Origin of the sequence: Klebsiella sp. CN_Kp066 (genome assembly GCF_040065135.1) — a bacterium.
In the GTDB taxonomy this organism is placed as follows: Bacteria; Pseudomonadota; Gammaproteobacteria; order Enterobacterales; family Enterobacteriaceae; genus Klebsiella; species Klebsiella oxytoca.
This window is the reverse complement of the sequence record NZ_JBEAIU010000032.1, coordinates 51471-64505: the sequence shown is the minus strand read 5'-3', so window position 1 is coordinate 64505 and position 13035 is coordinate 51471. Positions and strand designations below refer to the sequence as shown.

11 protein-coding genes are annotated in these 13035 nt (G+C 54.5%); 3 read left to right on the top strand and 8 right to left on the bottom strand.

Annotation, left to right across the window (positions count from 1 at the left end; translation table 11 throughout):
• Window positions 1-52 precede the first annotated feature (52 nt).
• The gene (gene rep, locus ABLV75_RS11315) at window positions 53-2071 is read left to right on the top strand and encodes a DNA helicase Rep (protein ID WP_004107621.1); all 2019 of its coding nucleotides are present in this window, start codon (window positions 53-55) and stop codon (window positions 2069-2071) included.
• A gap of 3 nt (window positions 2072-2074) precedes the next feature.
• On the opposite strand, the gene ABLV75_RS11310 is transcribed toward rep, so the two are convergent.
• The 3 genes from ABLV75_RS11310 to ABLV75_RS11300 all read right to left on the bottom strand — a co-directional run bounded on the left by ABLV75_RS11310 (window position 2075) and on the right by ABLV75_RS11300 (window position 5472).
• Window positions 2075-3037 carry a PfkB family carbohydrate kinase gene (locus ABLV75_RS11310; RefSeq protein WP_004107622.1) on the bottom strand — a complete coding sequence of 321 codons (963 nt, stop codon included), beginning with the start codon at window positions 3035-3037 and terminating at the stop codon, window positions 2075-2077.
• A complete protein-coding gene (locus ABLV75_RS11305) occupies window positions 3034-4386 on the bottom strand; it encodes a cytosine permease (RefSeq protein ID WP_227506349.1) in 1353 nt (450 codons plus the stop codon). The genes ABLV75_RS11310 and ABLV75_RS11305 overlap by 4 nt, the downstream gene beginning before the upstream one ends.
• Window positions 4387-4455: 69 nt before the next feature.
• On the bottom strand, window positions 4456-5472 hold the full coding sequence (locus tag ABLV75_RS11300; protein WP_047720464.1) for an ADP-ribosylglycohydrolase family protein: 1017 nt from the start codon (window positions 5470-5472) through the stop codon (window positions 4456-4458).
• A 220-nt stretch (window positions 5473-5692) separates the two neighbouring features.
• Here ABLV75_RS11300 and ABLV75_RS11295 point away from each other — a divergent pair, with 220 nt between their 5' ends.
• Window positions 5693-6478 carry a GntR family transcriptional regulator gene (locus ABLV75_RS11295; protein WP_004107628.1) on the top strand — a complete coding sequence of 262 codons (786 nt, stop codon included), beginning with the start codon at window positions 5693-5695 and terminating at the stop codon, window positions 6476-6478.
• 34 nt (window positions 6479-6512) lie between these two features.
• Here ABLV75_RS11295 and ABLV75_RS11290 read toward each other — a convergent pair whose 3' ends face one another.
• From ABLV75_RS11290 to rhlB, 5 genes are all read right to left on the bottom strand, one after another.
• A complete protein-coding gene (locus ABLV75_RS11290) occupies window positions 6513-7235 on the bottom strand; it encodes a DUF554 domain-containing protein (protein ID WP_047720463.1) in 723 nt (240 codons plus the stop codon).
• A 61-nt stretch (window positions 7236-7296) separates the two neighbouring features.
• On the bottom strand, window positions 7297-8295 hold the full coding sequence (locus ABLV75_RS11285; RefSeq protein WP_004116967.1) for an amidohydrolase family protein: 999 nt from the start codon (window positions 8293-8295) through the stop codon (window positions 7297-7299).
• Between the two features lie 136 nt (window positions 8296-8431).
• Window positions 8432-9352: a LysR family transcriptional regulator gene (locus ABLV75_RS11280; RefSeq protein ID WP_016808204.1), complete on the bottom strand. Its 921-nt coding sequence runs from the start codon at window positions 9350-9352 to the stop codon at window positions 8432-8434.
• A gap of 18 nt (window positions 9353-9370) precedes the next feature.
• Window positions 9371-10879 (bottom strand): guanosine-5'-triphosphate,3'-diphosphate diphosphatase, encoded by a 1509-nt coding sequence (gene gppA, locus ABLV75_RS11275; protein ID WP_163470876.1) that lies wholly within the window; start codon window positions 10877-10879, stop codon window positions 9371-9373.
• 126 nt (window positions 10880-11005) lie between these two features.
• Window positions 11006-12271, bottom strand: coding sequence for an ATP-dependent RNA helicase RhlB (gene rhlB / locus ABLV75_RS11270; protein WP_024274880.1), 1266 nt, complete (start codon window positions 12269-12271; stop codon window positions 11006-11008).
• Window positions 12272-12614: 343 nt separating this feature from the next.
• On the opposite strand from rhlB, the gene trxA reads away from it, so the two are divergent.
• Entirely contained in the window at window positions 12615-12944 is a 330-nt protein-coding gene (gene trxA, locus ABLV75_RS11265; protein WP_004097507.1) for a thioredoxin TrxA, read from the top strand.
• Window positions 12945-13035: the final 91 nt, after the last annotated feature.

Genomic DNA, 13035 nt, shown 5'->3' with positions numbered 1-13035 from the left:
CCTCTTTCTGCTACAATCCCCACCCCGTTCGAAGATTGAGCAAAAGACTCCCATGCGTTTAAACCCTGGCCAACAACAAGCCGTCGAATTCGTTACCGGACCGTGCCTGGTGCTGGCGGGTGCCGGTTCCGGTAAGACCCGCGTTATTACCAATAAAATCGCCCACCTGATCCGCGGCTGCGGCTATCAGGCGCGCCATATTGCGGCAGTCACCTTTACCAATAAGGCGGCGCGCGAAATGAAAGAGCGCGTCGGGCAAACGCTGGGGCGCAAAGAGGCGCGCGGGCTGATGATTTCCACCTTCCACACGCTGGGGCTGGACATTATCAAGCGCGAATACGCCGCGTTAGGGATGAAATCAAACTTCTCGCTGTTCGACGATACCGACCAGGTCGCGCTGTTAAAAGAGCTCACCGAGGGGCTGATCGAAGACGATAAAGTGGTGCTTCAGCAGCTGATCTCCACGATCTCCAACTGGAAAAACGATCTGAAAACACCTTCTCAGGCCGCCGCCGGCGCGAAGGGGGAGCGGGAGCGGATCTTCGCTCACTGCTACGGCCTGTACGATGCGCACATGAAAGCCTGCAACGTACTCGATTTCGACGATCTGATCCTCCTGCCAACGCTGCTGCTGCAGCGTAACGAAGAGGTGCGGGAACGCTGGCAGAATAAGATCCGTTATCTGCTGGTGGATGAATACCAGGACACCAATACCAGCCAGTACGAGCTGGTAAAACTGCTGGTGGGACAGCGGGCGCGCTTTACCGTGGTCGGCGATGACGATCAGTCGATCTACTCCTGGCGCGGCGCGCGGCCGCAGAATCTGGTACTGCTAAGCCAGGATTTCCCGGCGCTGCAGGTGATCAAGCTGGAGCAAAACTATCGCTCATCAGGGCGCATCCTGAAGGCGGCGAACATCCTGATCGCCAATAATCCGCACGTTTTCGAGAAGCGCCTGTTTTCCGAACTGGGCTATGGCGTAGAGCTGAAGGTGCTCTCCGCCAATAACGAAGACCATGAGGCGGAGCGCGTTGCCGGTGAACTCATCGCTCATCACTTTATTAATAAAACCGCCTATAAGGACTACGCGATCCTGTATCGCGGCAACCATCAGTCGCGGGTTTTTGAAAAGATGCTGATGCAGAACCGCATCCCGTACAAAATTTCCGGCGGCACGTCGTTCTTTTCCCGCCCGGAAATTAAAGACCTGCTGGCCTATCTGCGCGTGCTGACTAACCCTGATGATGACAGCGCCTTCATGCGCATCGTCAATACGCCAAAGCGCGAGATCGGTTCGGCGACCCTGAAAAAGTTGGGCGAATGGGCGATGGGACGCAATAAAAGCATGTTTACCGCCAGCTTCGATATGGGGTTGACCCAGACGCTGAGCGGACGCGGCTACGAGTCTTTGACCCGCTTCACCCACTGGCTGCGTGAGATTCAACAGCTTTCCGAGCGCGAGCCGATTGCGGCTGTCCGCGATCTGATCCGCGGCGTGGATTATGAATCCTGGCTTTATGAGACCTCGCCCAGCCCGAAAGCCGCCGAGATGCGGATGAAAAACGTCAATACGCTGTTCACGTGGATGACCGAAATGCTCGAAGGCAGCGAGATCGATGAACCGATGACGCTTACCCAGGTCGTTACCCGCTTTACCCTCCGCGACATGATGGAGCGCGGCGAGTCGGATGAGGAGACGGATCAGGTGCAGCTAATGACGCTTCACGCGTCAAAGGGGCTGGAGTTTCCCTACGTCTATCTGGTTGGTATGGAAGAGGGGCTGCTGCCGCACCAGAGCAGCATTGATGAAGACAACGTCGATGAAGAGCGTCGCCTTGCCTACGTTGGTATCACCCGCGCGCAGAAAGAGCTGACTTTTACCCTGTGCAAAGAGCGCCGTCAGTACGGCGAACTCGTGCGGCCAGAGCCGAGCCGTTTTCTGCTGGAACTGCCGCAGGATGATCTGATTTGGGAGCAGGAGCGCAAAGTTATTTCGCCGGAAGAGCGCATGCATAAAGGGCAAGCGAACGTCGCCAACATCCGGGCGATGCTGGCGAAAGCACGTAAATAGCGGCTAGCGGCCGTTGCCCTCTCGGCGCTGGAACTGGCGTAGCTCTTCGCGATTCGGAGCGCCGTCTGAACCAGGTTTGCTGACGACAATGGCCGCCACTTGATTGCCCAGCCGCGTTGCCTGCCGCAGATCCATCCCGCAGGCCAGCCCGGCGATAGTACCGGCACAGTGGCTGTCTCCTGCGGCAATCGTGTCGTGAACCTGTACACGATAGGCCGGAATATGCTGCGGTTGCGCGTCAGGTTCAACCACCCACGCGCCATCCTTATCAAACCGACAAATTGCTCGTAGCTGCCAGTCGCTGGCGAGCCGAGTGGCGTCGTCAAGCGTGGCGCCATCCCGATCGTATAAACGCGCGCATAGCACCCTAAGTTCATCGCGATTAAGGGTGAGAACGGGGCGTTTGCGCAGCAGCGCCTGAATAAAGCGAATATCCAGATCGCCCAGGCGTGGGCCAAAATCGACAAACAGCGTTTTATCTTCTGCCTGGGCAAGGAGCCACTGGCGCAGCGCTTCGCTGGCCAGTTCGTAGCCCGAGACGTAAATAATCGCGTCATTCGGCAGCGGTATTTGCGCTAATAGTTCATCAGTCCAGTGCTGTTCGCAGCCCTCAATGGTGATAAACGTCCGCTCTTTGTCGGCTTCAACAAGAGCCAGACACCAGCCGTTATCGTGGGTGGGGTGACGCAATAGGACGGGCAAGTTTTCCAGCGCCATTTTTTGCGCAACGGCCTGCCCCCAGTCGCCATTGCCTACCGGTATGGCGTTAACGGGAAACAGCTCGAGGCGCGAGAGCGCACGGGCGACGTTAAACGCGCAGCCGCCAATCTGCCGTCCGCCGTCGCGGGCGGGGACATCGCTACCGCTTTGCGGCAGCGCATCGAGATGGAGAATTATGTCGCCAAAAGCGGCGCCGATCACCACGATCGGCCGCCGCGGCGATAGCTGGTCAGCGCTGATTGTCACGGCTGTCCCCCCTTTTTTGGTCCGAAGACAAGATAGAGCACCAGGCTCAGAATAAAAGAGACGAATAACCCGAGGCTGGAGTCCGCGAAAATGCCGACCGCGAAAGGTCCGTCGATAAACCCGGTTTTAGAGACCATCAACCCCGCCAGCGCGCCGACAATCCAGCAGCCCAGCGCGGTACGGTTGGCACCGCTTTCTCTGAACAAATCAGCTTCAGAATAGCCGACACGGCGGCGCATCCGATAAAAATCGACCATAAAGATGGCGGCCCAGGCGGCAAGAAATACGCCGCAGAAAATCAGAAACGCGATGAACGGCCCGAGAAAATCTTTCGAGACAAACAGCACGTAGAGGGCGATCCCCAGAACCAGCACGGCATCAATGGCTACGGCGGAACGCTGCTGCAGTTTAATTCCCATGCTTAACAGGTTAAGGCTGGCGGAATAGAGACTCAGCACGGCGATAGTCACAACCCCGGCGGTAGCTGCAGCTAGATAGGGGATTGCCATCCATGAAGGCAGCAGTTTACCGATCGCTGAAATGGGGTTTTCGCTGGAGGCCAGATCGGGGATTTGGGCGGTGAGCAGTATTCCGGTCAGCATTAGCAGCAGCAGGGGAAGGGCTGCGCCGCTGACAACGGCGAGGAAAATCCCCTTTTCGCCGGAGTCAGGGCGCTGATCGCGGCTATAGTCGGCGCCGGCGATCGCCCAGCTGATGCCGGTGCCCGCGGCAATAATAGAGACCGCCGGTAGAAAGCCCGTCAGCCAGCTACCTGACGGCAGCGCGAGTATGGCCTGCCAGTCCGCGGTGAAGAGCAGATAAATGACGACCAGCAGCGTCATGGCGCCAAAGATGCGGGTGATCCACTTTTGCATCATCAGCACGGCATTTTGGCCGAGCACGCTAACCAGCACGGTCAGGCCGCCAAACAGAAAAAGCGACAGCGCGGTGGTGGTCAGGCTCTCTTCAAAACCCATGGCGGCAAACAGCGCAACGAGGGTGAGCGTACCGGTAATGATATTGACCGACTCCCAGCCCATCAGGTTTACCCAGCAGAAGCTGGTAGGTGCAATGTTGCCGCGCTTGCCAAAAATGACGCGTGAAAGCGTCAGCGTCGTGGTGCGGCCGATTTTTCCGGCGATACTGGTGACGCCGACCAGCGCAAAGGAGGCGACGCCCGCCACGGCGGCAAGAATCGACTGCCAGAAGGAGAGGCCGAACGATACAATGACTGCGCCGTAAACGACGCCAAGAATGCCGATGTTTGCGGCGCACCAGACGAAAAATAGCTGGATCGGTTTTTGGGTCTGGTGGACCGGGGGGACCAGATCAATCCCCAACTCCGCCATTCCGGGATCTGCTGTCTGGATATTTCCATCGTATGAAGCTTTGCTGTCCATATTGATGCCCTCTGTCAATTAAGCGAAGCGGTATCCTGCAAGCCGCTGTGCGTAAGGCGCGAAGTCTATGCTATTGGCCCGATTAATCTGTTGGATATGTTCCTCAGGAAACGCCTCTATGCCATGAAGCGCGCCGCAGATGGCGGTTGCCATCGCGCCTATCGTGTCGGTGTCGCCGCCTAAATTGGCCGCCAGCATAGCGCATTTCATAGGCTGCGTTTTTGCCAGCTCGACCAGCGCAATCGCCGCGGGGACAGACTCGATAATATCCATTCCGGCGCCGATATCCTCATAAATACGTTCAATTCCTGTCAGATGGTCGGTTTCGCTGGCGATCGTGGTCAGCGCGAGATTAATTCGGTTACCGAGAAGTGGACTAAAAGTGGACTCATACTGGCGCTGGGTTTCATTGGCGAGCGATGCCAGCTCCGTTTTAATTAACAGCCATCCGGCTCCTTCAATGGCGCGACTGATCGCCCAGGCGATAACTACCGCGCCGGCGATGGCGATATCTGATTTGTGCGTCGGCAGGCAGGAGAGGCGAACTTGCTCAATGAAAAATGCCTTATTCCGGGTCGGCAGCAGACAGCCCATGGGCGCCACGCGCATTGCCGCACCGTTGGTCACGCCGTTGGCCGCGATCTCATCGAGCGCTTGCCCCTGTTCAAGCGCCAGCAGGGAGGCCTTCGAGGTTGGGCCGAGAATATTTTTTTCAAAAGCCTGGCAGCGTCTGGCCCATAGCAGAATATGCCTGGCAATAGCCAGTGGATCGGTCACGCCGTTGGTATCATTCAGGGCATCCATTAGTGCGATGCACTGATGGGTGTCATCGGTAAACTCTGCGGCGTGAAATTCGCAGGCCGCAATATTCTCTTTCGGTCCAGGAAGGAAGCGTTCAATCCAACCAAAGTGATTGATAATGCGGCGTTTAGGCCACAGTTCGGAAGGCATGCCCATCGCATCACCGATGGCTTGCCCGTAAAGACAGCCAAGGATGCGGTTTTCGGCGGTATTAGTAGGGCGAATATCAGACATCGTTGACTCCCGGAAACAAGTGAATAAAAGTTATCCTAAAAATAGATCCAGATTAAGTCCAGTTAAAGTCCTTTATGGTCATGCTGTGATCGCAGGCGCATTCTGCAAGAAAAATGCGGCGCTCAAAAGGGCGGGGAGACGTTATGATGGGGCTACTAATTCCAGTATGGATCCACTAGGATAAATCCACTGCTACTAAATTCCGGAAGGCCACGAAACGATGTCGCAACCGTTGCTTGAGTATATAAAAGGGCGTCTGAATGCAGAGGCCCCCGCGCCGCTTTATATTCAACTTAAACAAGCCATTGAAGCGGCAATGACGGAGCGGCTGCTGACGCACGGCAGTATTTTGCCCTCCGAACGTAAAATGTCGCAGACGCTTGAGCTCTCGCGCGTGACGGTGGTGAAGGCGCTGGATGCCCTGCTGGAAGCCGGGCTGGTGATTAAGCGTCACGGAAAGGGTACCGAGGTCAATTTGCCGGTAAGCTATAACCTTGCCAGCGGGGGATTTTCTGCCCAGCTGCAAAATTCGGGGACGGTATCTAACCGATGGCTGGTGAGGGAAAAACTGGCGGCGGATGATTTTTTGGCTCGTGAACTGGAGATCGCCGTCGGCGATCGGGTGGCGAAAATAAAACGCGTGCGTTTAGTCGATGCGCTTCCAGTCTCCATCGAAACCATGTTTATTCCCGAGCGTTTTTTACCCCGTCCGGATCTGCTTGAAGGGTCGCTGTACGCGCACTGGGCGGAAAATAATATTTTTCCCGATCTCCAGGACTACTCACTCACGGTACATATCCCTTCCGGCGAAGAACTGAATTTGCTCGACCTGCCGCAAGGCGTGCCATTGATGAAAATTACGCTGAAAAGTCGTAATGCTCAGGGAGAGGTGCTTGAGTACGGTACTGCATTTTGCCTGAGCAATTACTTTAACTTTGATTTCCGGGTGAAACTCCAGTCTGCGTCTGGCGGTAAACCGGGCAGCGCTCACAAAAAAGACGCGTAACACCAGCATCCGGGCGATGCTGGTAGCATAACGTTCAGGCGATCAACTGTTGCCAGGCGGCGGAGAAGGGCATCACCAGCAGTAGCGATGGCAGCATGTTCGCCGTCGGAAAAGCACGAATCCCGCAGAGTCGAAAGCCCGTTGCCAGCATGATGATGCCGCCGCAGGCAGTAAAATCCGCGATCATTGAAGGGGTGATTAACGCCATAATAACGCTGGCGGCGAAGAAGAGGATCGCGAATACAATAAGCTGGGGCACAAAGATAACGGCGATGATGTACCCCAGCGCGGAGGCAAAAATAGCGGCGGTGAAAAAGTCGAGAATGGATTTGGTGAGCAGTATGGTCGCATCTCCTGTCATACCTTCGGTTAATGCGCCAAAAATACCGGTTCCGCTGGCGCAAAACAGGATCAGTACGGCGATAAACTGATTAGTGAAATCCTGGGGATCAATATCGGCGCTGCCTTTGCCGGGAAATACTTTCTCAACGGGGCCCCGAAGCTTTATACCAGCATTTTCGATAACTTTTTCGATATGCAGCAGGCTACCGATAATGGTGCCGATGATGACAGCCAGGGCAATGGGCGGGAGATTCATCAGCTTATTGAGAAAAAACACGCCCATGCTAATAGAAATTAACCCGGCGATTAAAGGTAAGGTCTTTTTTAAATGTTCGGGAATAAATCGATTGAGTGATGCGCCAAAAATTGCGCCGACAAGTAGCGAGCCACTGCAAACAAAGATTCCTACCGGCATGATATATTCTCCATAATTGAAAGGGCCTGTTGTCAGGCCCTTTCATTAATACAGGATGGAATTATTTAATGTTAAATACGCGGCTGGCATTACCCCAGGCGATTTTATTCTTCAGTTCACTATCCATTTCCAGAGGATCGAACCAATCACAGGCCTGATGAATATCTTCATACGGATAATCGACGGAGAACATCACGCGATCCGGACCCATAATAGCTAGCGCATTTTGCAGAGAGTAGGTATTAAAATGGCCGCTGGTGGTGACGATAAAGTTATTCTGCAAATAGTGCATTAACGGTTTTTCTGCTTTGCCCAGACCGCAGCCGAAACGCTGACGATAGAGACGGTGTTGGGTGCGTGGCAGCATATGAACCAGGCCTTCGCCTAAGTGACCCAACACCAGATTCAGATTGGGATAGCGATCGAACAACCCGCTCATCATCAGGCGAATCGCATGAACCGCGGTTTCCTGGGCAAAGCCCCAGGCGGATCCGATCAGGCTTTCATAACCGGTGTAGATGCCGCGCGCCGGGCCTTCTAAGGGCTCACGCGGATGCAGATAAACGGGAACGTTCAGTTCGTTGACTTTATCCCAGAATACCAGCATTGATTCATCATCCAGGTACAGACCGTGCTCGTTATCCTTGACGTTGGTGTAACCGTTAATCAGCGCGCCTTTCATGCCCAATTTTTTTACCGCACGCTCCAGTTCTTCGGCCGCAGCTTCGGGGTTTTGTAGTGCCAGAGTAGCGAATGCGCTAAATTTATCCGGATTAGGTTTAACATAATTCTCGATGATGTAGTCGTTGGTTTCGCGCGCAAAAGATACGGCTGTGGCTTTATCCAAAATAGATTGGGCGCCAGGGGAAGTTAGAGAAAGAATAACATGGTCGATATTTCTCTGGGCCATTTCATCCAGTTGATAGCTACGATCTAATAAGCGGCGCTCAACGTCCATCATATATTCTGAACCGTTTCTTGAGGCTTCACCAGTAGAGTCCCAAAGGCTGTTGTTTTTAGGTGTTGAAACGTGTTCTTCTAACGCGATTTTTCCACGCATACTCTATTCCTCTATTTGGTTTTAATATGACCTGATGCGAGGAGAATAGGATTTTTTACGTACTGGCAGCAATAAACAGAATGCAATACAGGGTATCAGAAAAGCTAATACAGCATGACCTCCGGGAGCCGGAAAATTAATAGGGAATTTTGCTACTGCCGGTTGTGGGTAAGTTTACGATCAGCGACCGCAACCAGATGTGCCCGGGATCGCGGTGCAGACGCTGATGCCAGACCTGGCGAATAGCAATTTCCGGCAGCGAAAATGGCAGCGGCCAGCTGCAGCAGGGATAGCGAGTAATAATATGATTTGCCAGCTGCTCGGGGACGACGGCAATCAATTCACTGCCCGCAACCAGCTCGCCTGCGCCTAAAAAGCTGGGAAGAGTGAGGGCGATGCGTCGCGGCATACCGTATTCGTTAAGTAATCTATCGATATCGCCATGCCCGGTCCCGTTGACGTGAACGGCCAGATGCTTTTCCTGGCGCCAGTTCTCGGCGGTAAACGCGGCTCGGATCCGCGGATGGTTTTCTGCTGTCAGGCATACGTAGGATTGATCAAACAGGCGCTGCTGGTAAATGTTATCCGGTAGCTGCCTAAGATAGCCTATAGCTAAATCGCACTTCCCAGACTCAAGCGCACCCAGCGTTTGATCATCGATATTCAGCACCGAAATAGTAATGCCTTCGGCGTTAAGCTGCTGTAGCTGTGCCTGCAACGGCGGCAACAACGTCATCTGGCTGATATCAGTCATGCCGATAGTGAAATTACGTGTGCTGGCTTGGGGGTTAAATTCAGGGTTGCCAGGGAGCTGGTTATCGACCAGTTGAAGAATAGTAAAAACGGTCTGAGCAATATCATCTGCGCGCGGCGTGGGCACCATACGCTGTCCGATTCGCACAAACAGGGGATCGTCGAAATGCTCGCGAAGTTTTTTCAACAATAAGCTGCCGGTCGGCTGGCTGATATTAAGCGCTTCGGCGGCGGGAGAGACATTGCCCAGACGGAAGAGGGCGGAAAAAAAACGCAGCGATTTGAAGTCCAGTTCTTCTCGCATGGTATCCCCCTGATTGGGCTATATTGCTGCGCTATCCTCGATAATCTGCAGCGGCCAGTGAACGTAGCTCTGCCACTGGCACTCTTGCTCGACCATTTCCCGACCAAGAGGATGGTTTTCCAGCCATCCCTGCGGCAGGGTCAGCGTCAGGCACTCATCTTCAGCGGCCAGCGTCATCATCGGCAGCAGATCGTCGCGTCGGCGGTTGGCAAATAAAATAGCCAGGCGCAGCAGACGGCACATATGCTCAGCGACTCTCGGCGGCACCGCGTTCTGTTGATGAATGGAAGAAAGATCGACTGCGTTGGTTTGGTTTAACAGCAACGTCGCCAGCAGCTTCTTTTGCGCGGGGGTAAAGCCGGGCAGGTCCAGGTTGCGCACCAGCCACGCGGCGTGCAGCGGCGCCTGTTTGTACTCTACGCTCAAACCGATTTCATGCAACTGGCAGGCGCTTTGCAGCAAATCAAAGCATAACGGCTCAATTTCCCAGCTCTTTTCTACCTGATGAGCGAAATGGGCGGCTAACTGAGCAACGCGCTGTGCCTGCTCGGTATCTACCAAAAACCGGCGCTGAATATTGCGTAACGTACGGCTGCGAATATCCTGATCGACCGACAGATGCAGCATGCCGTAAACGAGGCCTTCGCGCAGCGCCCCGCCCGCGAGAGTCATGCACTGAATATTGAGCTCGCTGAAAATGGCAATCAGAATAGCCAGGCCACTAGGAAAGACGAGCGCGCGTTCAAGCGTCAGGCCTTCAATTTCGAGCTCTTCCAGACGTCCGCACTGAATCGCGCGCTGTTTGAGCTGTTGTAGCTTGGCTAAGGTGATGCGTTCATCCATCCCCTGCGCCATCATGATTTCCTGTAACGCCTGCACGGTGCCGGATGCGCCGACGCACACTTTCCAACCGTGGTAGCGCAGAACATCGGCGACGGGGCGCAGCACTTCACGCGCAGCGGTTTCGGCCTGGCTAAAGTTCTCTTTGGTCAGGCTGCGATCGGCAAAGTAGCGTTCCAGCCAGGTCACACAGCCCATCGACAGGCTGAAAAGCGAGGTCGTTTGCGCACCGGTGCCGGTAACCAGTTCGGTACTGGCGCCGCCAATATCCACGACCAGACGCTGATCTGCACCGCCGGTAGTATGGGCCACACCCTGATAAATCAGGCGTGCTTCCTCTTCACCGCTGATAACCTGCACCGGGCAGCCGAGAATGTCCCGCGCTTTCTCCAGAAACTCGCCGGCGTTAACCGCCAGCCGCAGCGTCGCGGTAGCCACCACGCGGGTTTGCGCCGGAGGAATATCCTGCAAACGCTCGGCAAACAGGCGTAAACATTGCCAGCCGCGTTCCATAGCTTCCGCAGAGAGCGTGTTGTCGCTGTTCAGGCCTGCGGCCAGACGTACTTTGCGTTTGATGCGACTCAGGGTCTGGATGCTTCCGGCCACCTCGCGTACAACCAGCATATGAAAGCTATTAGATCCCAGATCGATAGCGGCATAGAGCGAGGTGGAACTCATACACTTCATCTTTCAAACTGCCTCTGTGTTGGCTGCGTTCTCTGTACCCGAATCGCTGACCAGCGTCAGCTTGTTGCGATTCGCTTTCTTGCGGCCTTGATGCTGCTTGAACGATTTTGTGTATGGCATATTTCTTTAACCTGAACGACGACGATTACGTGGCGGACCGTTGCGGCGCGGGCCGTTGCCCGGACGCGGGCGCGTGAGGCGCAGCGGCTTAGGCAGGTCAGTCATGAGCGCGTCCGAATTGTATTTGCTCACCGGAATCGAATGACCAATATAGGTTTCAATCGCCGGAAGGTTCAGCGCGTACTCTTCACAGGCCAGGCTGATGGAGTGACCGCTGGCGCCAGCGCGGCCGGTACGGCCAATACGGTGAACGTAGTCTTCGCAATCGTCCGGCAGATCGTAGTTAAAGACGTGCGTCACGGCTGGAATATGCAGACCGCGAGCAGCTACGTCGGTTGCGACCAGAATATCGATTTCGCCGCGGGTAAATTCGTCAAGAATACGCAGACGTTTTTTCTGCGCGACGTCGCCGGTTAACAGGCCAACGCGATGGCCGTCCGCCGCCAGGTGACCCCAGATATCTTCACAGCGATGCTTGGTATTGGCGAAAATAATCGCGCGATCGGGCCACTCTTCTTCCAGCAGCGTCTGCAGCAGGCGCATTTTTTCTTCATTGGAAGGGTAGAACAGTTCTTCTTTAATTCGGTGGCCGGTTTTCTGCTCTGGCTCAACTTCAACGTACTCGGCGTTGTTCATTTGTTCGAACGCCAGTTCACGTACGCGATAAGAAAGGGTGGCGGAGAAAAGCATGTTCAGGCGCTGATTCGCGGGCGGCATACGGCGGAACAGCCAACGAATATCTTTAATAAAGCCGAGATCGTACATGCGATCGGCTTCGTCGAGCACGACAACCTGAATAGCGCCGAGGTTAATATGGTTCTGTTTAGCGTAATCGATAAGGCGACCGGTGGTACCGATCAGAATATCCACGCCGCTTTCCAGCACTTTCAGCTGCTTATCGTAGCCGTCGCCGCCGTACGCGAGTCCCAGCTTCAGACCGGTCGCCTGCGCCAGTGGTTCAGCGTCGGCATGGATCTGTACCGCCAGTTCACGCGTCGGCGCCATGATTAGCGCCCGCGGCTGATTGACCTGACGGTCAGCGATAGCCGGGTGTGTGAGAAGATAATGAAACGTTGACGTCAGAAACGCCATCGTTTTACCGGTACCGGTTTGCGCCTGCCCGGCGACATCGCGACCTTCCAGCGTTAGCGGGAGAGCGAGGGCCTGAATGGGTGTACAATTATGAAACCCTTTCTTTTCAAGGGCTTCAATCACTGCCGGGTGCAGGGCGAAGTCGGAAAACTTCTGTTCTGTTAAATGTGTTTTGCTCATAGTGTGGTAGAATATCAGCTAACTATTGCATTAAGAAAGCGTATCCGGTGAAATAACGTCAACCTTTCGTTGGCTATGTATGAAATTATTCAAGGTGCGTCTGCGGCAACTGAACGAATCTTCGAAAGCTTAGACTACTAAGCAAGGCGAGGGTGACAAATCTGCGATAAGCCGGTTTGAACGCTGGTTGCTTTAACTTCTGTGGGACAAAGTTCATGATGGACATTGTGACGCAGAGCGTTATAAAAGAGGCATTCTGAAGAACAGCGTGCATAACGTAGCATTGACACGTCGTTGATGACTGCGACACCAACACACCAGGCTTATTCCTGTGGAGTTAAATATGAGCGATAAAATTATTCACCTGACTGACGACAGTTTTGACACGGACGTACTCAAGGCTGACGGGCTAACCCTCGTCGATTTCTGGGCAGAGTGGTGTGGTCCGTGCAAAATGATCGCCCCGATTCTGGATGAGATCGCTGAAGAGTATCAGGGCAAACTGACCATTGCGAAGCTGAACATCGATCAGAACCCGGGTACTGCGCCGAAATACGGCATTCGCGGCATCCCGACCCTGCTGCTGTTCAAAAATGGTGAAGTTGCAGCGACTAAAGTCGGCGCGCTGTCTAAAGGCCAGCTGAAAGAGTTCCTTGACGCCAACCTGGCGTAAGCGGCTTGCTGTTCCGGCGTCCAGGCTCCTATTTTTTGCGGATCTCTGGACGCCCGGCGAGAGTCGTGCTAAGTTAATCTCAGACTTCGTT

Bases quoted from the DNA above. Each gene is read 5' to 3' on its own strand.
- trxA (WP_004097507.1), top strand. From the start codon at position 12,615: ATGAGCGATAAAATTATTCACCTGACTGACGACAGTTTTGACACGGAC.
- rep (WP_004107621.1), top strand. From the start codon at position 53: ATGCGTTTAAACCCTGGCCAACAACAAGCCGTCGAATTCGTTACCGGA.
- ABLV75_RS11290 (WP_047720463.1), bottom strand. From the start codon at position 7,235: ATGCCGGTAGGAATCTTTGTTTGCAGTGGCTCGCTACTTGTCGGCGCA.
- ABLV75_RS11280 (WP_016808204.1), bottom strand. From the start codon at position 9,352: ATGCGAGAAGAACTGGACTTCAAATCGCTGCGTTTTTTTTCCGCCCTC.
- ABLV75_RS11285 (WP_004116967.1), bottom strand. From the start codon at position 8,295: ATGCGTGGAAAAATCGCGTTAGAAGAACACGTTTCAACACCTAAAAAC.
- rhlB (WP_024274880.1), bottom strand. From the start codon at position 12,271: ATGAGCAAAACACATTTAACAGAACAGAAGTTTTCCGACTTCGCCCTG.
- ABLV75_RS11305 (WP_227506349.1), bottom strand. From the start codon at position 4,386: ATGGCGGAGTTGGGGATTGATCTGGTCCCCCCGGTCCACCAGACCCAA.
- gppA (WP_163470876.1), bottom strand. From the start codon at position 10,879: ATGAAGTGTATGAGTTCCACCTCGCTCTATGCCGCTATCGATCTGGGA.
- ABLV75_RS11300 (WP_047720464.1), bottom strand. From the start codon at position 5,472: ATGTCTGATATTCGCCCTACTAATACCGCCGAAAACCGCATCCTTGGC.
- ABLV75_RS11295 (WP_004107628.1), top strand. From the start codon at position 5,693: ATGTCGCAACCGTTGCTTGAGTATATAAAAGGGCGTCTGAATGCAGAG.